Annotated in this window: 17 protein-coding genes and 1 riboswitch; of the genes, 11 read left to right on the forward strand and 6 right to left on the reverse strand. The window is 61.7% G+C overall.

Annotated elements, in window-relative coordinates:
- Window positions 1–130: 130 nt before the first annotated feature.
- Window positions 131–2,617, reverse strand: coding sequence for a M1 family aminopeptidase (locus tag J4E00_RS07355; RefSeq protein WP_208174496.1), 2,487 nt, complete (start codon window positions 2,615–2,617; stop codon window positions 131–133).
- 129 nt (window positions 2,618–2,746) lie between these two features.
- Window positions 2,747–3,898, reverse strand: coding sequence for an acyltransferase family protein (locus J4E00_RS07360; RefSeq protein WP_208174497.1), 1,152 nt, complete (start codon window positions 3,896–3,898; stop codon window positions 2,747–2,749).
- Window positions 3,899–4,065: 167 nt separating this feature from the next.
- Here J4E00_RS07360 and J4E00_RS07365 point away from each other — a divergent pair, with 167 nt between their 5' ends.
- The 5 genes from J4E00_RS07365 to J4E00_RS07385 all read left to right on the forward strand — a co-directional run bounded on the left by J4E00_RS07365 (window position 4,066) and on the right by J4E00_RS07385 (window position 11,246).
- The gene (locus J4E00_RS07365) at window positions 4,066–6,045 is read left to right on the forward strand and encodes a TonB-dependent receptor plug domain-containing protein (RefSeq protein WP_208174498.1); all 1,980 of its coding nucleotides are present in this window, start codon (window positions 4,066–4,068) and stop codon (window positions 6,043–6,045) included.
- A 437-nt stretch (window positions 6,046–6,482) separates the two neighbouring features.
- Window positions 6,483–6,575: riboswitch (SAM riboswitch) on the forward strand.
- A 392-nt stretch (window positions 6,576–6,967) separates the two neighbouring features.
- Window positions 6,968–7,999, forward strand: coding sequence for a RimK family alpha-L-glutamate ligase (locus tag J4E00_RS07370; protein WP_236049594.1), 1,032 nt, complete (start codon window positions 6,968–6,970; stop codon window positions 7,997–7,999).
- A gap of 32 nt (window positions 8,000–8,031) precedes the next feature.
- Window positions 8,032–9,051: an LLM class flavin-dependent oxidoreductase gene (locus J4E00_RS07375; RefSeq protein WP_208174499.1), complete on the forward strand. Its 1,020-nt coding sequence runs from the start codon at window positions 8,032–8,034 to the stop codon at window positions 9,049–9,051.
- Between the two features lie 191 nt (window positions 9,052–9,242).
- Entirely contained in the window at window positions 9,243–10,694 is a 1,452-nt protein-coding gene (locus J4E00_RS07380; protein WP_208174500.1) for an amino acid permease, read from the forward strand.
- A gap of 9 nt (window positions 10,695–10,703) precedes the next feature.
- Window positions 10,704–11,246, forward strand: coding sequence for a hypothetical protein (locus J4E00_RS07385; RefSeq protein ID WP_208174501.1), 543 nt, complete (start codon window positions 10,704–10,706; stop codon window positions 11,244–11,246).
- A gap of 23 nt (window positions 11,247–11,269) precedes the next feature.
- Here J4E00_RS07385 and J4E00_RS07390 read toward each other — a convergent pair whose 3' ends face one another.
- Window positions 11,270–11,740: a hypothetical protein gene (locus J4E00_RS07390; RefSeq protein WP_208174502.1), complete on the reverse strand. Its 471-nt coding sequence runs from the start codon at window positions 11,738–11,740 to the stop codon at window positions 11,270–11,272.
- Window positions 11,741–12,083: 343 nt separating this feature from the next.
- Here J4E00_RS07390 and J4E00_RS07395 point away from each other — a divergent pair, with 343 nt between their 5' ends.
- The 4 genes from J4E00_RS07395 (at window position 12,084) to J4E00_RS07410 (ending at window position 16,103) form a co-directional block, all read left to right on the forward strand.
- Window positions 12,084–12,956: a right-handed parallel beta-helix repeat-containing protein gene (locus J4E00_RS07395; RefSeq protein WP_208174503.1), complete on the forward strand. Its 873-nt coding sequence runs from the start codon at window positions 12,084–12,086 to the stop codon at window positions 12,954–12,956.
- Between the two features lie 555 nt (window positions 12,957–13,511).
- Complete coding sequence (locus J4E00_RS07400; RefSeq protein WP_208174504.1) at window positions 13,512–13,982, forward strand: hypothetical protein; 471 nt, start codon at window positions 13,512–13,514, stop codon at window positions 13,980–13,982.
- A 67-nt stretch (window positions 13,983–14,049) separates the two neighbouring features.
- Window positions 14,050–14,838 carry a hypothetical protein gene (locus J4E00_RS07405; RefSeq protein WP_208174505.1) on the forward strand — a complete coding sequence of 263 codons (789 nt, stop codon included), beginning with the start codon at window positions 14,050–14,052 and terminating at the stop codon, window positions 14,836–14,838.
- Window positions 14,839–14,939: 101 nt separating this feature from the next.
- Entirely contained in the window at window positions 14,940–16,103 is a 1,164-nt protein-coding gene (locus tag J4E00_RS07410; RefSeq protein WP_208174506.1) for an acyltransferase family protein, read from the forward strand.
- Window positions 16,104–16,189: 86 nt separating this feature from the next.
- Here J4E00_RS07410 and J4E00_RS07415 read toward each other — a convergent pair whose 3' ends face one another.
- A complete protein-coding gene (locus J4E00_RS07415; protein WP_208174507.1) occupies window positions 16,190–16,807 on the reverse strand; it encodes a hypothetical protein in 618 nt (205 codons plus the stop codon).
- A gap of 158 nt (window positions 16,808–16,965) precedes the next feature.
- Between J4E00_RS07415 and J4E00_RS07420 the strand changes: the two genes are divergently transcribed.
- On the forward strand, window positions 16,966–17,616 hold the full coding sequence (locus J4E00_RS07420; RefSeq protein WP_208174508.1) for a hypothetical protein: 651 nt from the start codon (window positions 16,966–16,968) through the stop codon (window positions 17,614–17,616).
- Between the two features lie 73 nt (window positions 17,617–17,689).
- Here the strand turns inward: J4E00_RS07420 and J4E00_RS07425 are convergent, their stop codons facing one another.
- Window positions 17,690–22,636 (reverse strand): GEVED domain-containing protein, encoded by a 4,947-nt coding sequence (locus J4E00_RS07425; protein WP_208174509.1) that lies wholly within the window; start codon window positions 22,634–22,636, stop codon window positions 17,690–17,692.
- A 385-nt stretch (window positions 22,637–23,021) separates the two neighbouring features.
- On the opposite strand from J4E00_RS07425, the gene J4E00_RS07430 reads away from it, so the two are divergent.
- A complete protein-coding gene (locus J4E00_RS07430) occupies window positions 23,022–25,601 on the forward strand; it encodes a type IA DNA topoisomerase (RefSeq protein WP_208174510.1) in 2,580 nt (859 codons plus the stop codon).
- Window positions 25,602–25,647: 46 nt separating this feature from the next.
- Here J4E00_RS07430 and J4E00_RS07435 read toward each other — a convergent pair whose 3' ends face one another.
- Window positions 25,648–26,214, reverse strand: coding sequence for a DinB family protein (locus J4E00_RS07435; protein ID WP_208174511.1), 567 nt, complete (start codon window positions 26,212–26,214; stop codon window positions 25,648–25,650).
- Window positions 26,215–26,302 lie beyond the last annotated feature (88 nt).

A 26,302-nucleotide genomic window follows, 5' to 3' on the forward strand; every position in this document is an offset into this window, starting at 1 on the left:
GTTTCTCTCCTTTTCTGCCAGCTTACCACCCACAAAAAAGGCCTGCCGCAACTTGCGGCAGGCCTTTTTTATTCTAATCTACAGGCCGTCGTACTGAGCGCAGTCGAAGCATGACGTGTTAACCTGTTTCTTACTTCCCGGCCATCATTTCCTGCGTGGCCTTATCAACAGCCGTTTGCGCTTCGGTAGCGTGGGCGCGACCAGTCTGGGCTTTGGCAGCGCCTTGCAGCAGGCCGGCGGCCATGCGGTCGGCTCCGTAGGCTTTGTATTTCACGCCAAGGTCGCGCAGGCGGGTCACGCCTTCGGCGAAGGCGGCCGGGTCATCAAGGCGGCCCATCATATCAGCCAATGAGGGCGCGAGGTTGAACTTGCCCTGCACCCGGGCGGCGTCGAATTTGTCGCGCACGAAAGCCCACTCGGCGGGGCCGCCGGCCTGGGCATAAGTAGCTACCACGGCTTGGCTGATGGTGCTGTGGTCGTCGCTGGCCAGGGTTTTGGCCTTGGCCAGGGCCTGGGCAGGCTGCACGTTGGCCAAAGCACGCAGGGCGGCACCCTGCACGCCGTACGACTGGCTGTTGAGCTGCTGGGTGAAGAGCTTCTCGTCTTTCTTATCCTTGAGCTGACCCAGGGCTTTGAGCACCTGCGCCATTACCACCGGCTCCTTTTCGGTGGCAGCCAGCTTGCGCAGGGCGGGGGCGGCGGCTTTGGCCACAGCTTTGTCGTCCAGCTTCAGGGCCTCAATGCCGGCCTGGCGCATCATGTAGAACTTGTCGTTGAGAGCAGCCAGTAGCACGCCCCGCGCGGCAGCGTTGGTGGTTTGCTCCTTGGCGGCGGCCACTACGGCTTCCAGCTTGTCAACAAACAGCGGCGCGTGGCTGAACTGGTACACGTACTCGCTCACCGGCTTGTTGTCGGTTTTCAGCCACAGGGTTTTCTTGCGGGCATCCACGTTCACCAGCTCGGGCTTGGCCGACAGCGGCATGGTGAAGGTTTGGCTGGCTTCGGTCATCGTCACGCGCTGGTGCTGCACTTTGCCGCCCACGTAGTAGTCGATGGTGAAGGGTAGCTGGAAGGTCTGGCCCGGCTGGGTCTGCTTCACGGTCACGGACTGCATTTTTTTAGCGGCGTCCCAGGCGTAGTCGATGGTGACGATGGGGTGGCCCGCGCCGTAGTACCACTGGTTGTAGAACCAGTTCAAGTCCTGGCCCGACACGGCCTCAAACGCGAGGCGCATCTGGTGCGCCTCGCCGTTGCTGAGGGCGTTATCCTTCAGATATTTTTGCAGGCCGGCGAAGAACACTTCATCGCCCAGGTAGGCGCGTAGCATGTCCATGATGGCCCCGCCTTTCTGGTAGCTCACCAGGTCGAATACCTCTTCCTGCTGGTCGTAGTGGAAGCGGACGAGGTTTTTGGTGGCGTCGCGTGGCGAGCTCAGGTAGCGCCGCATGTAGCGGTAGTAGTGGGCATCGGCCGCTTCCGGGCCGAACTTGTGCTCGGCGTAGAGGCCCTCACCGAAGTCGGCCATGGTTTCGTTCACGGTGATGTTCGACCACGATTCGGCCGTCACATAGTCGCCAAACCACTGGTGAAACAGCTCGTGCGCAATCACCGACTCGCCCGAATATTCGCGGTCCAGCAGCTCGCGGTCGGTGAGCTGCACCTGTTCGCCGTGCAGGGTTGCGGTGGTGTTTTCCATGGCCCCGCTCACGTAGTCGCGGGCCACAATCTGGGCGTATTTATTCCACGGATACTCCACGCCGAGGCGGTTGGAGTAGAACTCCAGCATGTCGGGCGTGTTGCCAAAAATCTGCTTGGCGAAGGGCGCATACTTGGGCTCCAGGTAGTAGCTCACCTCTTTGCCGCGCCAGGTGTCCTTGTAGATTTTGAAGTCGCCCACCGCCATCATAAACAGGTAGGGCGAGTGGGGTAAGTCCATTTTCCAGACGTCGGTGCGCAGGCCGGGGCCGGCGGGCGTGCTGCTCACCATTTTGCCGTTGCTGAGCGTGACGTACTTGGCGGGCACGGTCATCGAGATTTCCTCAGTGGTTTTCTGGTTGGGCCGGTCGATGGTGGGGAACCAGGCCGACGAGCCTTCGGTCTCGCCCTGCGTCCAGATTTGGACCGGCTTGCCGGCTACGGCGCTGTCGGGGTTGATGAAATATAGGCCTTTGGCGTCGGTGATGGCCGCTGAGCCCTGCACTTTCAACTCATCGGGCTTCGAGGTGTAGTCGATATAAATGGTGTATTCCTCGCCGGGTTTGAACATCTTGCCCAGGTTGATGCGCAAGTTCATGCCATCGGCGTAGTCGTATTTCAGCGGGGTTTGCTGGCCGCCATTCATCATGGCCACAGCTTTGATGTCCATGCCCTTGGCGTCGAGGCGGAGGGAGTCGGTGGGGTAGGCGTGGGGCTTGAGCGTGACCCATTCCTTGCCGTAGAGGTAGCGCTTGGCGTAGTCGAAGCGCACGTCGAGCTTGGTGTGCACCAGGTCGTTAATCTTGGTGGCGGAAGCGCGGTAAGGAGACTCCGGCTGGACCGGCGGTGGGGTGGGCGCCTGGGCGAAAGCTGCCGGTGCGGCGGCCAGGCCCAGCAGGCCCATGGCAAACAGATGCTTCATCAAGAACAGGGATGAGTGAAAATGGTGAGTTCGCGCGAAGGACGCGGAGATGGCGCCGACGTTGCGGCCAGCCGCACGAAAGTAGCAACCGAGTAGCGCGGACTTTAAATTTTCGCATGGCTCAACTCCCTAAACCCGCAAGGCACCTACTGGTTGCGCGAGAGCACGGGCCAGCACCCAGCGGCGCAATGGCTCTTCCAGGAAGCGGTAGCCAAGCTCCGCGACAGCCACCGTAGCCAGAAACTGCCAGCCGGTGCCAACCGATGCCCGAAACTGGCCTTGCCACCAGATACTGAACACCCCCACATGCACGAGGTAGAAAAAATACGAACTGCGGCCCAGCGCCTGCATCAAACGGGAAGCCAGAGCTACACGCAGCCAGCTGCGCTCGGCTAGCAGCCCAGCTAGCAGCAACGTCACGCCCAGCGGAAAAAACACGTTGTTGAGTACGATGGCGCCGGGATGTAGTAGGCCGTCGGCGAAGGTGCGCGGTGAGCGCAGTTCGGCCAGCAGGCCCACGGCCGTGCACATGAGCAGCCCGCCTAGCAGGGTGCGCCAGGGCCATTGGGTCGGGCGCACACCCGTGCGGGCGGCCCACCAACGCGCCAGCCCTACGCCCAGCAAAAACTCCAGCACTCGCCCAAAAAAGGTGTAATTAAACAGGTGGTAGTAGGAGCCAAAAAAACCGTGCAGCGCTGGGTGGCCAGCGCACAGCAACGTCAGCAGTAAGCCCGTACCGACGATGGCTCCCGCAAATCCCGCCGCCCCGGCACGCCCCCATCGCTGCCACATCCATAGCAGCAATGGGGCCGAGAAATAGAAGCATTCTTCCGCCGTGAGCGACCAGGATTGCGGAATGCCCACAAATTTGAGCGTACTGGAAAAACCGCGCAATAAGCTCTGGCTTAGGAACACGAGGCCCAGGCTACGAGTAGCCTCGCCTGGTGCTGGGGGCCAGTAAAGGTGCGCCAGCAATAACCCGTTCAGCAGCAGATAAACCGGGTAGATGCGAGCCACGCGCCGCCAAAGGTAGTGCCGCCACCAAGTGCCAGTGAATGCGACGCTTCCTTGATAACGAGTGGCAATAACGAAGCCGCTGAGCACAAAAAACATACTGACACCTAGGTACATCTGCCCCAGAATGCGCTGAACCCAGATGGGAGCCCCCACGGGCCAGAAATGCATGAAGAAAATCAGGTAGGCTGCCACGGCGCGCAGGCCCGTCAGGGCCGGATAGTAGGGTCTTGCGGGCAGAGAAGCGGCAGTAGGGGAAGGAGCCATGCAGCCGCAAGCTACCACCGTGCTTTCGATAGCTGTTGCGGTTTTGGGCTAGTTGGAGCGGCGGCTCATTGGGCAAACGGCGTGTTCTCATGCCACCGCTACGAGCACGACATTCCGCGGGCGATTGCCTCAAGCGTAAGTTTGTACCCCCATCAACTCCCCGCTAAATGCGACTCACGCGCTACGCTACGCCTCTTTTTTGCTCCCTTTTCACCCTCAACGCACTGGCCCAGACCACCCCGGCCGACAGCGCCCGCAGCCTGCGCGAGGTCACCGTGTACGGCTCGCGGTTGAACCAGGTCTCGGGCCAGACCGGTCGCTACGTGTCGGTGATACCCGGCCGCACGCTCAGCCAGTACCCCGTGGCCTCCCTCGACGACCTGCTACGCCTGCTGCCGGCCCTGGAGGTGCAAAGCCGGGGCAACTTTGGCACCCAGGCCGACATTACGCTGCGCGGCTCTACCTTCAACCAGGTGCTCATTCTGCTCGATGGCATGCGGCTCAACGACCCGCTTACGGGCCATTTCGGGGGCTACTTTCCCATCACGCCCGCCGAGATTGAGCAGATTGAAGTGGTGCGTGGCCCCGGCGCGGCCCTCTACGGCCCCGATGCCGTGGGCGGCTTCGTCAACATCGTAACCAAAACCTTCGCCGCCACCCACCGCCCCGATGGCATCGAGCTGGGCGGCACCTTCCTGGCCGGCGAGTACGACCTGAAAAGCACCAACGCCGGCTTCTACGGCCAGGACAAGGGCCTGCGCCTGGCCGGCGGCATCCTCAACAACACCGCCAGCGGCCAGCAGCTGAACCTGCCCGGCGGGGGGCGCAACGACTTCAAGCTGAATACCTACTCGCTCTCGGGTGCGTACCAACTCACGAGCAAGCTCAGCGCCGCCGCCCGCGCCAGCTTCGACCGGCGCGACTACAACGCCCAGAATTTCTACACCACCGCCACCGGCGACCGGGCCCGCGAAACCACCTCCCGCGACTGGTACCAGGGCCAGTTGCGCTACGACTGGAACGCCCGCGCCCGCACCGAAATCCAGCTGGTAAACACCGCCAGCACCGACTATTACCTCTACACGCCCACCTCGGTAGCCAGCAGCCACCTCATGCACTACCTCAACGTGCAGGCCCAGCACCAGCTCACGCTCAACGACAAGGTGCGCCTGACCCTGGGCGGCCAGGCCGACCGCCGTGCCGTGCGCAGCAACGACCAGGGCGTGCACGCCGTGTGGCACCAGGGGGCTTTCGCCGTGGCCGGCCTCACGCCCACCAGCGGCCTGAGCGTCACCGCCGCCCTGCGCCTCGACCACGACCAGGCCTACGGGACCGAAGTGGTGCCCCAGCTCACCGCCAGCCAGCAGGTAGGGGAGAAGCTGACCGTGCGCGGCGCCGTGGGCCGGGCCATTCGGGCAGCCAATTTCACCGAGCAGTATTATTCGTCCATCCGGCCCGGCACGGTGCCGTCGGGTTTCAACGTGGGCAACCCCAACCTGAGCGCCGAGCGCACCTGGAGCTACGAGGGCGGCCTCGACTTCCAGCCCCTGCCGGCCCTCACCCTGCGCGCCACCTACTTCAACCGCTACGGCCGCAACCTGATTGACTACGTGGGCCAGTCCGGCACGTCCGTTATCGAGGCCACCGGCCTGCCCAACCTGAACCCCGCCGCCACCTACCGCCTGGCCGAAAACCTGTTCGCCGTCACCACCCAGGGACTGGAATTTGAAGCCACCACCCGCGCCCAGCTGGCGCCCCACCTGCGCCTCGACGGCAGCATCGGCTACACCTACACCCACCTCGACGTGGCCGGCGACGTGGTGTCGCAGTACCTCAGCAACGTGGCCAAACAGCTGGTAACCGGCAACGTAAGCCTCACCCACCGTCGCTTCACCGTGGGCGTGGGCGGCGTATTTAAGCAGCGCGCCAGCCAGCGCACCACCCCCAGCGCCACCGTCAACGACGCCGAGCTGACCCCCAGCTACGTGGTGATAAATGGCCGTCTCGACGTGGCCCTGCTGCCCGAGCGCGTGTGGATAGTCGGCCAGGCTCAAAACCTGTTCGACGCCAAATACTCCGACCTGCTGGGTGCCCAGATGCCCGGCCGCTGGCTCATGGCCGGCGTGCGCGTGGCCCTGCGCAAGTAGCTCCTCATCTCCCGCCCGAAGCCGGCCTGCACGCGTAGTGTAGCCGGCTTCTTTGCGTTTGATAAAGTCCGGGCTCGCCCCGCAAAGCTGTTTGCACGGCATGCGAACCCGTTAAAGCGGTATGTAAACCCATACATGTAGCCCGCAAACCACTTCATACGGCCCGCGAACCGCCACAAGTGCCCTGCAAACCACTTCATACGGCCCGCGAACCCCCACAAGTGGACCGCAAACCGCTTCACACGGCCCGCGAATCCCCACAAGTGCCCTGCGAATCAATATAAGTGCCCTGTTTTTCGTGTTTGCCATGTTGCGCGTGTTTGCCATGTTTTAGTAGTTCGGCATGTTTTGGGAATGGCGGGAGTACGCCCCACCGCTCCGGCAATCCAAGGCACGGCGTATCTTTGCCCCATCAATTCTTTCTCCCCAAAGGATTGTTTTTATACAGAGGCGCTGAGAGACAGGCTCACTGACGCGCCGGCAACCCCCCGCAACCGCGGGCACGGTGCCAATTCCTGACCATATAAAAACAAGTTGCCGTGGACGCTGCCAACAAAATTTTCGTTTCTCCCGCCACCATTTCTGCCCGCGCTGCTGTGCGCTCGGCTTGCATGGGGTGTTGTTGTTGTCCGGCCTAAGTTCAGTTAGTCATTGCGGGTTTGCGCGGGCAACGGCGGCTGCTATTAGCAGCGTTGTGGCCGTTTGCTAACATTTCCACTGGGGGCTGAACGCCTTTGGTCTTACTCCCACTGTGCCGCGCCACAAGAGCTTTCGGGAGTAACAGCGGCACGCTTGCCGACCAGATGCTGTTACCCATACCCAATTCTGGCGCTAACGCATTCACAATTTTTTGCTTCTACAGTCACCGATTTGTCGGCTGACTTGTTGTTCTACTCCAATTCTTTTAATTCTCCCTACACACATGGCCTCCCCCCAAAAGCCCATTGGCATCTACTTCGAGCACCCCGAATGGTTCAAGCCCCTCTTCGCCGAGCTGGACCGCCGCGGCCTGCCCTACGAAAAAATCGACGCCGCCCACCACCTCTTCAACCCCTCCGAAAAGGAAAGCCGCTACAGCCTCGTCGTAAACCGCATGAGCTCCTCGGCCTACCTGCGCGGGCACGGCCAGGGCATCTTCCACACCGCCGGCTACGCCACGCACCTCGAGCGTATCGGCACGCGCATCATCAACGGCTCAGCCGCCACGGCCATTGAGACGAACAAGGCCCGGCAGCTCTCGCTGTTCGAGTCGCTAGGCCTGAAATACCCGGCCTCGCGCGTCATCAACCACGCCTCCCGGGCGGTAGACGCGGCCCGCGAACTGCGCTTCCCCATCGTGGTGAAGGTGAACATCGGCGGCAGCGGCGCGGGCATCATCCGCTTCGATACCATTGAGGGCCTGCAGGCTGCGGTTGACAATAACCAGATTGACCTCGGCATCGACCAAACTGCCCTCGCGCAGGAGTACGTGACGCCCCGCGGCGGCAACATCCACCGCGTCGAAACGCTGGACGGCAAATTCCTCTACGCCATGAAAGTGTACACCACCGGCGAAAGCTTCAACCTGTGCCCCGCCGAAATCTGCCAGATTCCCGAAGAGCAGTCGGCCGAGTTCTGCCTCACGGAGGCCCCGAAAAAAGGCATCCAGGTGGAAGCCTTCACGCCCCCGGCCGAAGTCATTGCCGCCGTCGAGCGCATCGTAGCCGCCGCTAAAATCGACGTGGGTGGCATCGAATACCTCATCGACGACCGCACCGGCGACGTGCTCTTCTACGACATCAACGCCCTCTCCAACTTCGTGGCCGATGCCGTGAACGTGGTTGGCTTCGACCCCTACGCCCGCTTCGTGGACTACCTCGAAACCCAGCTGTCCGGTGCCCGTCCGGCCGAGGTTTCTTTGGCCCAAGCTACCGCGCAGCTCGAAGGCTCCTACCAGCCCGCGTCCATCCACTAAGCCGGATTGTCGCTGGCATAACGCATTAAAATATGAAATTCGGATATTGGATGCCCATTTTCGGGGGCTGGCTGCGCAACGTAGAAGACGAGCAGATGCCCACCGACTGGAGCTACGTGAAGCAGCTGGCGCAACGCAGCGAGGCCTGGGGCTACGACCTCACGCTCATCGCCGAGCTGTATTTGAACGACATCAAGGGCACCGAAGCACCTTCGCTCGAAGCCTGGAGCACGGCTGCCGCGCTAGCCGCCGTCACGGAGCAGTTGGAAATAATGGTGGCCGTGCGCCCCACCTTCCACAACCCCGCGCTGCTGGCCAAGCAAGCCGCCAACATCGACCTGATTGCGCCCGGCCGCCTGTCGCTGAACGTGGTATCGAGCTGGTGGCGCGACGAGGCCACCAAGTACGGCCTGCACTTCGAGCAGCACGACGACCGGTACGCCCGCACCCGCGAGTGGCTCGACGTGGTGACCAACGTGTGGAAACAGGACCATTTCAGCTACCAGGGCAAGTACTATCAGGTGGCCGACAACGTCCTCCAGCCCAAGCCCGCCAAGGCTCCATTCCTTTACGCCGGCGGCGAGTCGGAAGCCGCCAAAGACCTCATCTCAACGCAGTGCGACGGCTACGTGATGCACGGCGACTCGCCCGAGCAAATCGGGGCCCGCATTGCCGACATGCGCCGCCGCCGCGAGCAGAAAGGCCTGCCGCCGATGAAGTTTGGCGTGGCCGGCTACTCCATCGTGCGCAACACCGAGCAGGAGGTGCAACAGGAACTGGACCGCATCACCAACGTGAAATCCTCGGCCGCGGGCTATGACAACTACCAGCAGTGGCTGGCCGGCACGCAGCTGGAACAGCAAGTGTCGCTGCACGACTACTCAGTTTCGAACCGCGGCCTGCGCACCGGTCTCACCGGCACGCCCGCGCAGCTGCAGGACCGCATCGGCGAGTTTGAGCGGGTAGGAGTGGACTTCTTTCTACTGCAAGCCAGCCCCCAGCTGGAGGAAATGGAGCGGTTTTCAGAGTCGGTTATTCAGGTACTGGCGTAGCGCTTTTCGCTTCAATCCCAAACAAAAGACCGTCATGCAGAGCGTAGCGAAGCATCTCGCGTGGCATTACTAATCCTTTTTAACGATTGAGTCACTATTGCACGCGAGATGCTTCGCTACGCTCTGCATGACGGTCTAATAAATTTTCTGATACTCAACGTGCCCAGTAGTCGGCGCGTTTTAACAACTACATGCTTAAAAAATCACTAGAGCTACTTCGCGCTGAAGCGGCCGAAACGGGGGCCAACACCCTCAAGCGAAGCCTCAACGGCGTGAGCCTGATTGCTATTGGCATCGGGGTTATTATTGGGGCGGGTTTGTTTTCATTGACCGGCATTGCGGCGGCTAATAATGCCGGGCCGGCCGTTACCCTGTCCTTTGTGGTGGCAGCTGTGGGTTGCGCCTTCTCGGCGCTGTGCTACGCAGAATTTGCGGCGCTGGTGCCCGTTTCGGGCTCAGCTTACACCTATTCGTATGCCACGATGGGCGAATTATTTGCCTGGATTATTGGCTGGGATTTAGTGCTGGAATATTCGGTGGGCGCGGCCACGGTGGCCATCAGCTGGTCGCAGTACCTCATCAAGTTCTTGGGGAAATACGGGCTGCACATCCCGGCGCAGCTAGTCATGTCGCCCTTTGAAAGCGCGAAGCTGGCCGATGGAAGCACCGTGCACGGCTTCGTGAACGTGCCGGCTATGCTCATCGTGCTGGCCATTACGGCCATCGTGACGCGCGGTACCAAGGGCTCGGCCTGGTTCAACGCGCTGGTGGTGGCCTTGAAGGTGGCCGTGGTGCTGGTGTTCATCGCGCTGGGCTGGAAGTACATCGACCCCGCCAATTACCAGCCCTACATCCCGGCCAACACCGGCAAGTTCGGCGAGTTCGGGCTCAGCGGTATTCTGCGCGGGGCGGGCGTCATCTTCTTCGTGTTCATCGGCTTCGATATTGTGGCCACCATGGCCCAGGAAACCAAGAACCCGCAGCGCAACATGCCCGTGGGCATCCTCGGCTCGCTGGCGGTGTGCACGGTGCTGTTTGTGCTGTTTGGGCACGTCCTGACCGGCTTGGCAAACTACACCGAGTTCAAAAACAATGCAGCGCCGGTAGCTATTGCCATCGAGAAAACGCCTTATGCCTGGCTCTCCTCGGCCGTGATTCTGGCCATTCTGGTGGGCTACACATCCGTTATTCTGGTTGATTTACTGGGGCAGTCGCGGGTGTTTTTCTCGATGTCACGCGATGGGCTACTGCCGCCGGTGTTCTCCAAGCTGCACCCCACGTTCAATACGCCGTTTCAGTCCAGCTTGCTGCTGGGGTGCTTTATTGCGCTGTTTGCGGGCTTCGTGCCCATCTCGGTGGTGGGCGAGATGACGAGCATCGGCACGCTGCTGGCCTTTGTGATGGTGTGCCTGGGCGTGATGATTATGCGCCGCACTAACCCCGATGCGCCCCGCTCGTTCCGCACGCCGTGGGTGCCGGTGGTGCCCATCCTCGGCATTGTGGTGTGCCTCGTGATGATGGCCTCGCTGCCTTGGGAAACGTGGCTGCGCCTGATTGTGTGGCTGGCGCTGGGCATGCTCATTTACTTCGGATACGGCCGGAAGCACAGCAAGCTGCGGCTGGCGCAGGAAAATCAGCGCTAGTCCGACGTTATGGCGGAGCTATCCTTTGTGGAGTATGTTCGAAGTACCGGGCTGACAGGAGGCGAAGCTTTCTGCCTGCTGACCATGGCTGGGTTTGCGGTGTTGGCCGTGGCCGCGGCGGTTGGCCTGTATCGGGGCCGGCACCTGCCCACCTCCACAAAGAAAGCTGCAAAGGAAAGAAGCAGCGACTGGAAGGGAATGCTCTCGTTTCTGGCTGGCGCGGGAATCACAGGCTTTTTCGGCTACAGCATAGCGCACGTGCGCTACCAGCTGGACTACCAGCTGCGCCCCGATGCGTCGCGCTATACCATTGGCGAAGTGTACCGGCATTCGGCACGCAAAAAGGGACCGGTGTATGAGTATCGCTACCGTGTCCGGAGCCAGTCTTACGAGGGCACGACCACTTGCCAGTCCCGGGCCTGCCCACCCATTGGCATCCGCTTCTACATCACTTTTGCACTGGCCGACCACAGCTTGAGCCAGTGCACTGGTGAAGTAGTACCCGATACCGTGCAGACGGCGCCCGCCTTGGGCTGGCCCACGCTGCCTTGAGCAGCGGTGACGCAAACTTGCCGTCAGTGCGTGGTTAGGCCGTTTGAGTCCAGCCCGTCATCATCCCGCACGCGGCTGAGGCTGCCTTCCAGGTCTACGATGTCATCGCCAGGACTGATGGCGGCGGGGGCGGCTTGCTTGTACACATCTACGGCGCCGTGCTGGTCCAGCAGCTGACGGGCGCGGTCGGCGTCTTCTTCAGTAGCAGCGGTTACGGTGATGACGGCGCTATCGGCGTGGGTGGCGGCAATGTGAGCTTGAGCCGCGTCGGCGTTTTCATTGCCCGCAAACAGGTCGGTGAAAAAGCGGATGAAGCCGGTGCCCAAGTGCTCGGTAGGTGGCTCTGCTTGGGTGGTGGGCAGGTGCTCGGCGCGGAGCGTATCAGGGGTGGCCAGGTTGAGGCTGCTGCGCTGGAAGCCGGCAGCGAGCAGCTGCTCGATGACCTGTTGGGCTTCGGAAACGTGGTTGAATAAGCCTACGACGGTTCGGGACATGGTAATTCAGGAGAGGTACCCGCAGGTCTACGGCTGAGTAAAGGGCTGGTTGTAATGCGGCCCGTGGCTTTGGAGGCGGGGTGAAAAGAGGCAGGCTAGTGCTGGCACAGCACAAACAAGAAATCGCCTGAATTTTGCCATTATGTCAAAGGACTTGATTCATAGCTAAGGATGAAAGCAAAAATCGCGCTATTTGTATGCAATCGATGCCGGTAACGATGCCGGCATCGATTGCGCAGTTTAATCCTGATAAATAGCTTGTTGGGGCGGCGGAAAAGTCTAGGTTTAGTTATCCAATTGGCCAATTGGTCGACGCTTTCCACCACCAACCAAACCACGCTCCATGAACAAAATTCCCGCCTTGCTATTGCTGGCCGCCGCCCTGGCTGCCTGCTCCAAAGCCAACGACCCCACCTCGGCCGGGGCCCCCATTGCCGCTGCCCCGGCTACCGCCAACGTGAGCACAACGGTGACCACCGAAACGGCCCTCAAAAACGCCATTGCCGCGGCCAATCCCGGCGACGTCATCACCATCAGCGGCACCATCAACCTGACCAGCACGCTGCAATTGCTGCGCAGTGGCACCGCCAGCGCTAAAATCAACTTCACCGGGGGCACGCTCAACTGCTCGGGCATTGCTTCGGGCTGGGGCGTGAAGGTGAACGGCAGCTACTGGAACATCACCAACATGACCATCAAGAACGCGCCCGACTGCGGCCTGGTCTTCCAGATAGGCGGCTATAACTACACCAACAACGTGACCACCACGGCCAACAAAGACTCGGGCCTGCAGGTGTACAATGGTGCCCACGACTGCAACATCACCTACTGCACCTCCACCGAGAATTTTGACACGGCCAACAACGGCGAAAATGCCGACGGCTTTGCCTGCAAGCTCTCGGCCGGGGCCAACAACAAGTTTGACCACTGCACGGCCAACCACAACTCCGACGATGGCTGGGACCTCTACGGCCAGCCCGCCACCGTGAAAATCACCAACTGCACGGCCACCAACAACGGCTACGGGGGCAACGGCGACGGCAACGGCTTCAAGCTGGGCAGCGCCGGTCAAAACATCCCCCATACCGTGACGGGCTGCACCTCCAGCAACAACAAAGCCAGCGGCTACGACGGCAACGGCAACACCGGCCACATCACCACCACCGGCAGCGGTGGCTCGGGCAACGGCAAAACGTTGTTTTACCGCATCTACTAGCTGATTTCGAAATTGGCCAATGGGCAGGCGGGGCGCTTCGGCAGATGCGTCCCGCCTTGTTTGTTAGTGGCCGGACTATAGGCGAAAAGTCAGGACTTTCTGCTACTATCCCGGAAGGCTAGCTTATCCTGCGTTGGAAAGAGACGCCCGTTCCAGAAGCAGTAGTGCGGACCGCAATTGGCCCTCCAGAGCGGCAAGACGGACTTGCGGGCTGTGGCGATATCATTTTTATGAAGCACACTGCCCGTGGTTGGGAAGTTGAGTACACGGTCAATTTATGGGTTAATTAGACAAGCGCCGCTCCGGCCGCCGGGCAACGACAACCGTCGGACAACTGCACCGTCGGACCAGTAAATGGCCACTAACCGGGAACCGGTGCCAAGCAAAATAATTAGGCAGACAGCGGACGCGGGCCTAACCGAGAATGGTGCTAAACAGCGTTTATAATCAGAAAGATAAAGGTAGCATAAAGGACATTTGGCCGTTGAGCAGTCATTTGTTGGTTGGCTGGCGGAGGTAGTCCTTTGCTGCACAATCCTTCGCTCCTGATTCCTCATGCGTTCACAAATTATTTTGCTCGTTTTGGTGCTGTGTAGCCTAGCTGCCAAGGCACAGGATACGTTGGCCGTGGTCCCGATGGCCTCCTTGCCTGCGGGTGCAGCCCCCGATTCCGTGGCGGCGGTTCGGCAGCTATTTGCCGCGAAGCGGAAGACTCGCCAGTACGTGGTGGGCGGCACCGCGCTGGCGGGCGTCACCGGCATGGTCGTTGCGCTCAACCAGCCGGCCCCGCCCCATAGCGTGGGCTTTGGCGCCGGTATCGATGGCCGGCCCATTATGGCTACCCTCATCGGGGTGGCAACCGGGGCAATAGTGGGGATTGAGTTATTCGTCCCCAGCATTTGGAGTTCTAAGCGGGAAGAACAGGCTGTGGCTGCGTTGGCGGCCCACCAGCTGCCGCGCTACGTCAAGCGCCGGCTGCAGCCAACATATTTCCACACCGCCGGGGACGCGCTGACCCGACAGTAAACAAGGCCTCGCCACTGCACACTACCGGCCTCACTGAGCTAGCTGTTGTGGTCAGTATATTTCCCGCATGAATCTTCCTTTCCTTGCTTCCCTGGCTGGGGTTGCCACCATCTTGGCTGCCTGCAGCACCACGCCCGAAACGCCTGCCGCTCCTACTAAGCCGCTCACGGCCGCGCAGCAAAAAGCGCAAATTGCGCAGCTGAAGCTGGCTTACGGTGCACCCGAACAAATCGATAGCTCTGCCTACGTGCTCTATCCGTTGGTGCTGGGCAAAGATGTGGTGGAAGAGGAATCGGAATACAGCAGTAGCAGCCGCTATGAAGTGGACAAGTACTGGAACCTGGCCTTTTATAATCCTACCAACGGTACCTCTCACCTGCTGGATTCTACCCGGCGCATGGTGATTTACAGTTACGAACCCAAGTCGTCGGACGATAAAGTCACCAGCATGTCGGCGGCGGCATTTGCCGAGTATGTGCGTGGCAGCTTCACGCAGGTAGATAAGCTGCTGTACTATTCTGTTCGCACCCTCGATTTCAACCACGACGGCGAACTCACCCGCGACGACCCTAACTACCTGTTCATTTCCGACAAAGCTGGGAACGGCTTCCGGCAGGTATCGCCCGATACCTACAACGTGCATAGCTGGCAGCTGCTTCTGGCCACCAATAAGATTCTGCTGCAAGCCACCGCCGATACCAACCATAACCAGAAGTTCGATGAAAACGATACCGACGTCCTTCTGGTATACGACTTAGCTACCGGTGGCCCGGCCAAAGAAGTGTTCAACGAAGCCTTCAAAACGAAGGTGAAAAACATCTACCACGCGCAGTGGGCAAAAAAGCCTGTGCAGTAGCGCGGGAGGTGGGCGCAGGCCTAGTGGCCCGTTAGTTTATGGCCAACCCGAGCGCCGCCTCGCGCACGTCCCAGCCGTAAATACCCCGTTTATTTGCGACCATGAATGCCCTTCCCGCCCACGGGCACCGCTTCGTCGCGCCGGCCGTGCCGGCTTCCGCCCATCGCGAGGATGCTATCCAGCAGGTAGATGCCCATCAGGCTCCCCCGCGCCAGCACGCCATCGACCTGCTGCGGCTAGTGGCGGCCCTGGCGGTGGTGCTCTACCACGTAGCCTACCGGGGCTACCACGCCGAGCACGCCAGCCCGGTGGACTACCCGGCGCTGGGGCGTGTATTCAAGTACGGCTACCTGGGGGTCGAGGTATTCTTCGTCATCAGCGGCTACGTGGTGCTGCTGTCGGCCCAGGGCAAGACGGTGAGGCAGTTTTTTGTGTCGCGGGTGGCCCGGCTATACCCGGCCTACTGGGTGGCGTGCACGCTCACCTTCGGGGTAGTGCGGCTGTGGGCCCCACCGGTGGAGCCGGGCGTGTGGTCGGCGCTGAAATATGCCACCGTGTCCGACTACGCCTACAACCTGACCATGCTGCAAAGCTTCTTCGGCCGGCCCAACCTCGACGGCGTGTACTGGACGCTGGGCTGCGAAATCAGCTTCTACTTGCTCATCGCGCTGCTCATCGGCTTCGGCTGGATGCAGCGCCACCTCGTGCCCTTTCTCTGGGGCTGGCTGGGCTACTGCGCGCTGGTGGGGCCATCGGAGGTGCCGCAGCCGCTGGTGCAGCTGCTGATTCCGCGCTACGCGCCCTTCTTCATGGCCGGCATGGTGTTTTTCCTGATTCAAACCCGACAGGCGGCTTCCTGGAAGGGCTACCTGCTGCTGCTGGCCACCTACGCCGAGAGCCTGCGGGCCGGCCGCGCCATTTCGGCCGACATGGAGCCGTTTTTTCACGAAGCCTTCTCGCTGCCCGTGACGTGGACGGTGCTCACGGGCGGCTTCGTGTTCTTCCTGCTCCTTAGCCACGGCTGGCTCCGGCTGCGCCCGGCCCGGTGGCTGGCCTGGGCCGGCGCCCTCAGTTACCCCATCTACCTGCTGCACCACAACTTGGGGTTTGTGGTCTTGCAGCGCCTGGGCAGCCAAGTGAATAAATACGTGCTGCTCGCCGGCCTGCTCGGGGCGCTGCTGGTGGCGGCGTATGGGCTGCACGTGCTGGTGGAGCGGCGCTATTCCAGCAAGCTGCGGCAGCAGTTGCTGGCATGGCTGGAGTAGCAGGGCCCCGGCCGACGCGCGTCGTAGGCGTACGCCAGCTGGGCTGCTTTCCGTACTACAACCGCTGCCAGCGACTGCTGTGGGCATCAATGACAAAAGGATATCAGCGCCAGCTTATGGCGATGACAGTAGTCAATCCGGTCTTTAAGCGCCTTGATGCCTTCGTAGGCGATGCCCCGTTCTTCCTGCTCTGCGTCTCCCGCCAGCAAGGCTTCCACTTCCTCATCGGTGATGGCAATATTGGCTAATTCCTGGTGCAGTCGCTCAATTTCAGCAGCAAGCAAAACGCCCGAATCCGGGAAGTCCGCCACCGGCGGCAAGCCCAGGTTCAGGTCCTCTGCCAGCAGGTCTTCCGCGCAGGCGATGCCCGTGATGTCAAAGTCATCAGCCAGGTAATCATCAATCAAATCGGTTACGTAGCCAAGTTTTAAGTCCGTATGGCCATTTAAGTCGATACCTAAATAGCTGCACAAGCAAATGAGCGCGTAGCCATAAGAATGGCCCGACTGCACGTTGTACGGCTCGCCAAAAATGATTTGCCGAAGGGCTTCCCCCGTGGGCACCGCCCCGGGAAAGTCTTGCGATGCGTAGGACTCAAAGGTGTCCGAAGCGCAAACTGCCTCAAGTAGGGCGGCATCCTGGGAGGCAAACGCCTGCTTTAGCTTGGCTAGCTCAACGCCATAAGAAAGAATGTAGAGGCCCATCAGTAAAAGAGAATTGTTGTCGTTTAATAGAATCTTTACAGCCGAAAGTAACGGGATAACCGCCCCAGATTCCTTGTTTGCTACCTAGTCGGCGCGCGTTATGCCCATTAGTGATGCGCTTCTGGTTTTACTTGTGTCCTTATTCCACGCCAATGCTTATGCCCGATACCCTCGCCGCCCGCTGGCACCGCCTCACCACCCCGCTCGTGCCCGATGCCGCCCGGCGCGAGGCTGAATTCCAACGCCTGACCGCTGCCTACCAGGCCCCCACGCGCCACTACCACAACTTGCAGCACATCGAAAACCTGCTGAATAGGGTAGAGGCCGCCAACTTGCAGGACCCCGAAGTGGTGCAGCTAGCTGTCTGGTTTCACGACGTGGTGTACAACGCCCTGAAGTCCGACAACGAAGCCCGTAGCGCCGCCGAGGCCCTGGCGTTTCTTAAAGACTCGGCCCTGGAGCCGGCCCGGCAGCAGCGCGTGGCCTTCCTCATCGAGCGCACCGCCGACCACACCCAGCCCCAGCCGCCCGACGATGCCGACCTGCTCTACTTCCTCGATGCCGACCTGAGCATTCTCGGCGCCCCCGAGGCCGAATACTGGGCCTACGCCCGCCACGTCCGCGAGGAATACCGCCTCGTGCCCGACCTGCTATACTGCCCCGGCCGTCGCAAGGTGCTGGCCAAAATGCTGGCCGCGCCCGTCTTGTTCCGCACCCCGCAGCTGCGCGCCGAGCTGGATGCCGCCGCCCGCCGCAACCTGGCAGCCGAGATTGATGCCTGGGACCAGGGCGGGCTCGCAGCTTCCTGAACAGCCCCATAACAAAGAAAGCCTGCCGCGCAATGCGGCAGGCTTTCCTATTAAACAAACTCTGAACCCGGCGCTAGTTGCGCACGATGCGGCGGACTTCCATACTGCCGCTGGCGGTGCGGGCTTGCAGGATGTATACGCCGCTGGGCAGGGTGCTCAGGTTGAGGGCCTGCTTCTGGCTCAGGGCACTGCCGGCAATGGTGCCTTCGTACACCCGCTGCCCCACGGCATTGAGCACGCGCACCGAAACCGATTCGCGGTAGCCGGTGAACTCCAGCAGCAGGTGGCCATCGGGGGTGGGGTTGGGGTACACGGTGAGGGCCGTGCCCGCCTGCGCCGCCGAGGTAGCTGTCACCACCACCGACACAGGGGCCGAAGTGGCTGTGCAGCCGCTCGCATTCGTCACCTGCACGGTGTACGAGCCATTGCGCGTACCCGAGTTAATGACGTAAGTCGAGCCCGTAGCACCGGGAATGATGGCGTTGTTCAGGTAAAACTGGTTGCCCGAAGTGGCCGACGAGGTGAGCGTGATGCCCGTGGCCGGAGTACCCGAGAGCGTGAGTGTGGGCGTCGCCGGCAGCGGGTTCACCGTGAAGGTAGCCGTGCTGGTAACGGCCGCGCAGCCCCCGCTGGCCGCCACCGTGTTGGTGATGGTGTAGGTGCCGGCCGTCGCGCCCGTCAGGCTGATAGCGCCCGTCGTAGCGTTCACCGTCAGGCCCGTTGGGGCCACTGAGAACGTGCCCGTTGTGCCCGTGATGGTGGGCGTGAACCTGCCCGTGCCGCCTGCACAAGCCGCACCAATACCTGGCGTAGCGTAGCTGAAGGCGGCCGTGGGAGCCGTCGTAATGGTCACACTCTGGGTGCTGCTGCTGCCACAGGTCCCGCTCACGGTGTAGGTCACGGTGTAGGTGCCGGCCGTGCTGCTGCCCAGGCTGATAACGCCGGTGTTGGGGTTAATAACCAGGCCTGTGGTCGAGGAGAACGTACCGCCCGCCGTGCCCGTGATGGTAGGCGTGGGCGGAACAATGCCGCTTAGGCAGAAAGTAGCGGATGGGTAAGTGAAGGTGGCCGTAGTCGGCGCCGAGAGCGTGAACGTAGCGGTGCTTGTGGCAGCCGCGCAGCCGTTGGCGGCTGCTACGGTGTTGGTCACGGTGTAAGTACCAGCCGTGGCGGTTGCGCCCACCGTCACGACACCGGTAGCAGCATCGACCGAGAGGCCGGTAGCAGCCGGTAGCGAGTAGGTGCCAGCGGTGGCACCCGTGCCCAGGGCGGGCGTGAGCGAGGTGGTGCTGCCCGCGCAGGTCGTCGCCGTCGGGTAAGTGAAGGCGGCCGTTGGGGCGGCCGTGATGGTCACGCTGGCTGTGCTCGTCACGGCGGCGCAGCCGTTGGCGGCGGCCACTGTATTGGTCACGGTGTAGGTGCCAGGCGTCGACGAGGCCAGCGTGATGGCGCCGGTAGTGGCGTCAATGGTCAGGCCCGTAGTCGAAGAGAATGCACCGGCCGTAGCGCCCGTGCTGAGGGTGGCAGCAGGATTGGTGGCACCGCTCACGCAGTACGAAGTGGCCGCGTAGGAGAAGTCGGCCGTGGGGGCCGCCGTGATGGTAACGGTCGTGGTGGCCGTCGAGCCGCACAGGGTGCTACTGGTCGGTACGGTGTTGGTCACGGTGTAGGTGCCAGGCGTCGACGAAGCCAGCGTGATGGCGCCGGTAGTGGCGTCAATGGTCAGGCCTGCGGTGGAGGAGAACGTACCAGCCGTGGCTCCGGTGCCCAGCACAATAGCTGGGCTGGTCGCGCCGCTTACGCAGTAGGTGGCCGCCGTGCCGTAGCTGAAGCTGGCCGTGGTGGCCGTGCAACCCGCGATGGTAACGGTGTAGTCTTCGGTTTCGCCGTACCAGGTGGTGCTGCCCGACACGCAGGCGTCGGTGGCGGCGAAGATGCTGTTGCGCCAGCGCACCCGCATCCGGGTCTGACCCGGCAGGGCCGTGGCGGGCACGGTCAGCGTCACCGGGAACGTAACATCGGTAGCCGTGAGGCTGGACGTGCCGATGAGGGTGTATTCCGAGGCGTCGAAGGTGCCGCTGTGGTCGTAGTCAATCCACAGGCCGCCCTGCGAGTTGGCGTTGTTCGAGCGCACGATTACGCTGATGCCGTTTGTATAGGTAACGCCCTGCACGAGGGTTGTGGTGTTGGTGGCGCTGGCCGTAAAGTCGCCATAGCCGTTGGTCGAGTTGACATTAGTGGCGTTGGTGAAGCCGGGGGTGCCCGGCAGGCTCACGCTCTTGATGTACTCATTGGTGCCGGTGCTCACCACCGTGCAGTAACAGGTCAGGAACGAATTCTGCGCCACGGCCACCACGCTGGACGTCGCCGACTGGCCGCTGGCCGTGCAGGTCACAATCACCCGGTAGTCGGTAGCAGCCGTCTGGCTGGCCACGGAATAGCCGGCCGTGGCCTGCGCCGCGCCCAGGTTGGCGAAGGTGTTAGCACCGGCCGGGCTGCTCTGCCACTGGTAAGAAAGACCTGTAGTGCCGGCTGCGATGCCGGTTGCATTCAGCGTGAAGGCCGTGCCGCCGCACACCGTAGCGGCCGTAGTAGTGGCCATGGCCGTGGGCGGCGTGCCCGTGCATGCTACCGGGGCCACGATGGTCACGAGGTAGTCCTCTACTTCGCCATAGTTGGAAGAACTGGAAGCTGCAGTACACGACTGCGAATTGAGCAGCACGACATCGTTGCCGCCGCGCACGCGCATCTTGGTCTGGCCCGTCAGGGCTCCGGCCGGAATGGTGACCGGGATGATGGACGTGCCGCTGGCCCCCGCATTGGTGCCCAGCGTGAAAAACTCGCTGGTGTCGAAAGTGCCGCTGTGGTCGAAGTCAATCCACACGCCGCTGTATTGGGTGCCATCGGAGCCCATCGTCACCGAAACCGAAGTCGTGCCGCCCTGGAACAAGGCCGGAATCTGGAGTGTGCCCGCGGTTTGCGCGGCCGAATAATCGGTATAATATGGCGACGCGTTGGTGGCCGAAGAGGCGCTGACCAAGGTGCCCAGCGTCACGTTGGTGATGCCGTCGCTGCCAGTGCCTGACGTCACCGGCGTGCAATAGCAGTTCAGGAAGGGGCTTTGAGCCACGGCCACTACGTTGGACGTCGCCGACTGGCCGCTGGCCGTGCAGGTCACAATCACGCGGTAATCGGTAGCGGCCGTCTGGCTGGCCACGGAGTAAGTATTGGTGGCTTGCGCCGCGCCCAGGTTGGCGAAGGTATTGGTGCCGGCCGTGCTGCTCTGAAACTGGTACGAGAGGCCGGTGATGCCCGCCGCTACGCCGGTTGCCGTAAGCGTGAACGCCGTGCCGCCGCAGGCCGTACTGGCCGAAGCCGCCACTGTGATGGCCGGGGGCGTGCCCGCGCAGGCCGTTGCCGGTGCAATGCTGACGAAGTAGTCCAGCACCTCGCCGTACTGCGTGGTCGAGCAGGCTCCGGCCGAGGTGTTAATGACGGCGTTCAGGTAATAATCGGTGCGGATGCGCATCCGGGTCGAGCCGCTAAGGGCCGTGATGGGCGGCGTGATAGTGGCGGTTAGGTTGTTGGTCGTGGCTGTGCCGTAGAGGGCCGTGCCGGTGCGCAGTAGGGTAAATTCACTGGCATCGAAGGTGCCATTGCGGTCATAGTCTATCCAGACCGAGGCGCGGGTGTTCGACGGCACCTGCACCGTCAGGGTGTAGTTGGCGTTGGCCGTCAGCGTAGCCGTAGTGGTGCTGGCCGGGTACACGGCGTAATTGGCCGATACATAACCGGCTGAAGTGCTGGTGATAATACCCGGCGCATTGGTCAGCGTAACGCCGCCATCGCCGGGGAGCGACACGTTGGTCACGTTTGAATAGCTGGTGCTCGTGCTGGTATGGGCGGCTGGCACGCAGTAGCAGTCCGTCACTGCGCTTTGCCCAATCTGCACCGCGGCCGAAGGCGTGGCCGTGCCACCCGCCCCGTCAAACAGGCAGGTCACGAGGGCACGGTAATACGTGGCAGCCGTTTGGCCGGTGGCCGTATACGTGGAGCTCGTGGCCCCACTAATGTTCGTCCAGGTCGTGCCGTTCGGCGACGACTGCCACTGGTAAGTATAGCCCGCCAGGTTGGTCAGGCTGCCCAGCGACAGGTAAATATTGGTTGAGGAGCAGGCCGTAGTCAGGGCCGTGGTGCCACCGCTGGTAGTCGTGGCCGCAGTGGTCAGACCCGTCGGAGCGGCTGCGCATATTGGGAGCACGCCGGCCGTCACGGCCAGCAGCACGGTGTTGCCAGCTGCCAGCGGCTTCGTGAACGTGAGGCCCGTAATATTCTTTGCCACATTGGCCGGATTCAGCACCAGTTTCAATTGGTAGAAGCGCGGACCCACTATGGGCGAGCCAGTGTATTGCACGCTGTTGTCGCCGCGGCTTACGCGGCCCAGCTTTTCGCGCACTACGTTGGTCTGGCCGCTGGCAAACCAGTCGGCAATGGTCTGGCCGGTAAATACCTGCGTGGTGCCATCAGCAAAGTTGACGGTGATGTCCAGCACGCTGTTCGCATTGCCCGAGGTACCAATCACATACAGCTCCGACGCCGCGCTGGGCGTCGCAAACGAGAGCGTACCCGAAGCCGCCGCCCCGTACAGCCGCAAAGCATTATTGGCCGAATACGAAGCCAGCTGGTACGTAATAGCGCTATTGAGTGCGCTGGTAATCAGCCCACTGTTTTCCAGGGCTGGGTGGGTGGTGGCCGGGTATGTAGTGGTGTTGGGCACCTGGCCGGCGGGCCCTACGTAGTCCTGTGCCATCAGGGTGTAGCCGGTGCCGCCGGTGGCCGCCGCGCCGTCGATATCGGCTGTGGTGGTGGTGCTCACGGCTCCGGCGCCGTTGGCAATAATGTCATGCGTGAAGCCGGTCAGGGCCACCGGGGTGTACGTTTGCCCCCAGGCCGGCAGGCTAAACGCCCCAGCCACCGCCAGCAGCAGCAGCTTGGATAAAGCAGTAAAAGGTTTTTTCATACAGTAAAGGGTGGGGAGGAGAAAGGGGAAATAAGTGAAGGATTATTAAGTACCGGAAGCGTATCGGTATTGAGCTCGGAAAGCTATGAATGAAACCTGCTTAATCGATACATAGCATTGGAAAAGATAGCGCTTGCGTCCGGGACCATGAGTAGCCCTAGTGCCATAAGCGTCAGCTGGTGACGAGCGCAGCGAGCAGGCCCGTTGAACGGTGCAACTGCCGGACCCCGCGCTGCGCGTCACCAGCTGAGGCTTATGGTGCAAGTAGTCGAGGGCAAATGGGACAAGGCAGACGACGCGAACGACCTTTTCTCCGCGTATTTTTGTTGATTCCACGCGCCCAACGCCTCTTATTCAATCCCAAAATCTGCCTAATCTGCGGTCCATGATAGTTTGCATTGCCGAAAAACCCAGTGTCGCCCGTGAAATTGCCAACGTGCTGGGTGCCACCCGCCGCATGGACGGCTACATGGAGGGCAACGGCTACCAGGTGACCTGGACTTTCGGCCACTTCTGCCAGCTCAAGGAGCCCGACGACTACCAGCCCGAGTGGAAGCGCTGGAGCCTGCACAACCTGCCCATGATTCCGGACAAGTTCGGCATCAAGCTCATGCGCCGCGACGAGGGCGTAGTGAAGCAATTCCACACCATCAAAAAGCTGGTGGACGAGGCCACCGAAGTGATAAACTGCGGTGACGCCGGCCAAGAAGGCGAGGTGATTCAGCGCTGGGTGCTGCAGGAGGCCAAGTGCCGCAAGCCCGTGAAGCGCCTCTGGATTTCGTCGCTGACGGAAGAAGCCATTCGCCAGGGCTTTGCCAACCTGCGCGAGGCCAAGGAGTTCGACTCGCTCTACCAGGCGGGCAAGAGCCGTGCCGTGGGCGACTGGCTGCTGGGCCTGAACGCCACCCGCCTCTTCACCCTGAAATACACCACTTACCAGGACAAGCAGTTGCTGAGCATCGGCCGCGTGCAAACGCCCACGTTGGCCCTGCTGGTGGAGCGCTGGCACGAAATCCAGAACTTTCGGCCCGAGCCGTATTGGGTGCTGAAAACCGAATACCGGGGCACGCTCTTCAGCCACATGGCCGCGCCCGACAAAGCCAAGGACGCCGACGCGGCGCCCGATACCAAGTCGCGCCTGCGCGCCCTGGGCTATTTCGTGACTGAGGAAGAAGCCCGCGAAGCCCTGGAAGCCGTACGCCCCGCTCCGTTGCGCGTGACCGATGTGGAGATTAAAAAAGGCCGCGAATCCCCACCGCGCCTGTTCGATTTGACCTCGCTGCAGGTGCAGTGCAACAACCAGCTGGGCCTCTCGGCCGAGGACACGCTGAAAATCGTGCAGGCCCTGTACGAGAAGAAAGCGGTGAGCTACCCGCGCGTCGATACTACCTTTCTGCCCGATGACCAGTACGCCAAAATTCCCGGCATCCTGCGCGGCATCGGCTACGATGCCCTGACCAAGCCGCTGCTGGCCACCAAGATTCCAAAGACGCCCAAGGTCTTCAATAACAACAAAGTCACCGACCACCACGCCATTATTCCGACGGGCGCGGCTGGCCCTGGCGGCGGCATGGAAACCAGCGTGTACGACATCATTGCGCGCCGCTTCATTGCCGCTTTCTATCCCGATTGCGAGGTGAGCAACACCACGGTGCTGGCTGAAGCTGCTGAGCGTCCCTTCCGCGTGCGCGGCCGCCAGATTCTGAACCCCGGCTGGCGCGTCGTCTACGGCGACCCGACTCAGCAGGCGGCTCCTAAACCGACGCCCGCGCCGGGGGCCGCCGGTGCTGCAGCTGAGGACGACGACGCGGCCGTATCCACGGTACTGCCCAACTTTGTGAAGGGTGAAAGCGGCCCCCACGAGCCGCGCCTGGAAAGCAAGATGACCCAGCCGCCCAAGGACTATACCGAAGCCACGCTGCTGCGCGGCATGGAAACGGCCGGCCGCAACATCGACGACGAGGAGCTGCGCCAGGCCATGAAGGAAAACGGCATCGGCCGCCCCAGCACCCGCGCCGCCATCATCGAAACGCTGTTTAAGCGCAACTACATCAAGCGCGAGAAGAAGCGTATTGTACCTACCCCAACGGGTGTGGAGTTGATTGGCCTGATTCGAAACCCTACGCTGAAGTCGGCAGAGCTGACGGGCCAGTGGGAGCACAAGCTGCGCCAGATTGAGCGCGGTGAGTTGTCGTCGGAAGGCTTCCTGGGCGAGCTTTCGGGCTTGGTGAAGGAGATGGTGGCCGAGGTGAAGAACGATGGCCGTGGGCGCATGGTGACGTCGGGCAGCGCCGAGCTGGCCGTGCAGCAGGCCCAGGCCAACGGTGCGGCCGGCAAAATGCCCGCCGGCATGACCGGCGGTCGGCCCACCCAGCCCCACGGGCCAGCTACGCTGCCCGGCGCCAACGGCCTGGGTTACTGCCCGGCCTGCAAAACCGGCCACGTGGTACGGGGCAAAACGGCTTTCGGGTGTGTGCGCTTCCGCGAGGGCTGCACCTTCCGGCTGCCTGCCGAAATGCACGGCAAAAAGCTGAGCGACCCGCAAGCGAAAGCCCTGCTCGCCAAGGGCCGCACGCCGGTGATGAAAGGCTTCATCGGGGCCGACGGGCAGAAATTTGATGCTGCCATTGGCCTCGATTCCAGCTTCCAGCCTATGCTGCTGCAAGTGGCCGAGAGCAAGCCCGGTGCCGCCCCCGACTCGGGCCTGATTCCGTGCCCGGTGTGCAAGCTGGGCACCATGCTCAAAGGCAAGGCGGCCTACGGCTGCTCCCGCTTCCGCGAAGACTGCCAGTTCCGGGTGGCCTTCGAATGGGGTGGCAAGCAGCTCACCGAAACACAGCTCAAGCTGTTGCTGCGGCGCGGCGAAACCAGCGTCATCAAAGGCTTCATCTCCAGCAAAACCGGCAAGAAATACGACGCTGCCCTGAAGGTGGAAGAAGGACGCGTAGTGCCGGTGTTTGGGTAGACTGATTTAGTGTACAGGCTATTATAATGCGCCTCGACAACACGATTTAACAGGCTAGTTCGGCCCGTAGCGACGCCTGCACGCGTTGGGCCTGCTGCATGTGCCGCTGCTGGTGCACTACCACAAATTCCAGAGCTTCACCTAGTCGCAGCTTCAGCAGCCGAAAAAACTCGACGGGCACGGCCTTGCGGTTGAGGTCGGTGGTTGCGGCCTGGGCCAGCACCTCCAGCAGGCGAGTTTGATGCAGGTCGAATTCGGTGAGTACTTCCTGGCCCAGGTCGCTGCCCAGTGGGTTTAGGCGTTTCAGCGTGCTGCTTTTTTTGGTGTTAGTGGGCCGCATCATTTCCACCGATTTGCGACCCAACCAAGTGTAGGCCACTTCGACTTCAGCGGCTGGCGCGGCAACGCGGCGGGCCAGGGCTTCGGCAAAAGCCGCATTGTAGTAGCGGCTGTAGCGGTTCAGGTGCTCCAGGCATTCGAGGATGCTCCAGCTGGTAGGTGCCAGTCGTTGGTTGAGTAGGGCCAGCGGTAAGGTGGCAAATTCAGTATTGACGGTGGTGCGCAGGGCAGCTACAGCAGCCTCAAGGCCAGCGAGGAATTCAGGGTTTTTCATGAGCTTAACAAGGCGGTGCAATGTGGTATATTGGTGAGGCAAAGTTCTGACCAGCAACCATCGCAAAACCTTGATTACAATCAAGAAT

Source organism: Hymenobacter negativus, from assembly GCF_017571495.1.
GTDB lineage: Bacteria > Bacteroidota > Bacteroidia > Cytophagales > Hymenobacteraceae > Hymenobacter > Hymenobacter negativus.

Coding starts and splice junctions, on each gene's coding strand:
- J4E00_RS07355 (WP_208174496.1), bottom strand. CDS start 2,617: ATGAAGCATCTGTTTGCCATGGGCCTGCTGGGCCTGGCCGCCGCACCG.
- J4E00_RS07360 (WP_208174497.1), bottom strand. CDS start 3,898: ATGGCTCCTTCCCCTACTGCCGCTTCTCTGCCCGCAAGACCCTACTAT.
- J4E00_RS07365 (WP_208174498.1), top strand. CDS start 4,066: ATGCGACTCACGCGCTACGCTACGCCTCTTTTTTGCTCCCTTTTCACC.
- J4E00_RS07370 (WP_236049594.1), top strand. CDS start 6,968: ATGGCCTCCCCCCAAAAGCCCATTGGCATCTACTTCGAGCACCCCGAA.
- J4E00_RS07375 (WP_208174499.1), top strand. CDS start 8,032: ATGAAATTCGGATATTGGATGCCCATTTTCGGGGGCTGGCTGCGCAAC.
- J4E00_RS07380 (WP_208174500.1), top strand. CDS start 9,243: ATGCTTAAAAAATCACTAGAGCTACTTCGCGCTGAAGCGGCCGAAACG.
- J4E00_RS07385 (WP_208174501.1), top strand. CDS start 10,704: ATGGCGGAGCTATCCTTTGTGGAGTATGTTCGAAGTACCGGGCTGACA.
- J4E00_RS07390 (WP_208174502.1), bottom strand. CDS start 11,740: ATGTCCCGAACCGTCGTAGGCTTATTCAACCACGTTTCCGAAGCCCAA.
- J4E00_RS07395 (WP_208174503.1), top strand. CDS start 12,084: ATGAACAAAATTCCCGCCTTGCTATTGCTGGCCGCCGCCCTGGCTGCC.
- J4E00_RS07400 (WP_208174504.1), top strand. CDS start 13,512: ATGCGTTCACAAATTATTTTGCTCGTTTTGGTGCTGTGTAGCCTAGCT.
- J4E00_RS07405 (WP_208174505.1), top strand. CDS start 14,050: ATGAATCTTCCTTTCCTTGCTTCCCTGGCTGGGGTTGCCACCATCTTG.
- J4E00_RS07410 (WP_208174506.1), top strand. CDS start 14,940: ATGAATGCCCTTCCCGCCCACGGGCACCGCTTCGTCGCGCCGGCCGTG.
- J4E00_RS07415 (WP_208174507.1), bottom strand. CDS start 16,807: ATGGGCCTCTACATTCTTTCTTATGGCGTTGAGCTAGCCAAGCTAAAG.
- J4E00_RS07420 (WP_208174508.1), top strand. CDS start 16,966: ATGCCCGATACCCTCGCCGCCCGCTGGCACCGCCTCACCACCCCGCTC.
- J4E00_RS07425 (WP_208174509.1), bottom strand. CDS start 22,636: ATGAAAAAACCTTTTACTGCTTTATCCAAGCTGCTGCTGCTGGCGGTG.
- J4E00_RS07430 (WP_208174510.1), top strand. CDS start 23,022: ATGATAGTTTGCATTGCCGAAAAACCCAGTGTCGCCCGTGAAATTGCC.
- J4E00_RS07435 (WP_208174511.1), bottom strand. CDS start 26,214: ATGAAAAACCCTGAATTCCTCGCTGGCCTTGAGGCTGCTGTAGCTGCC.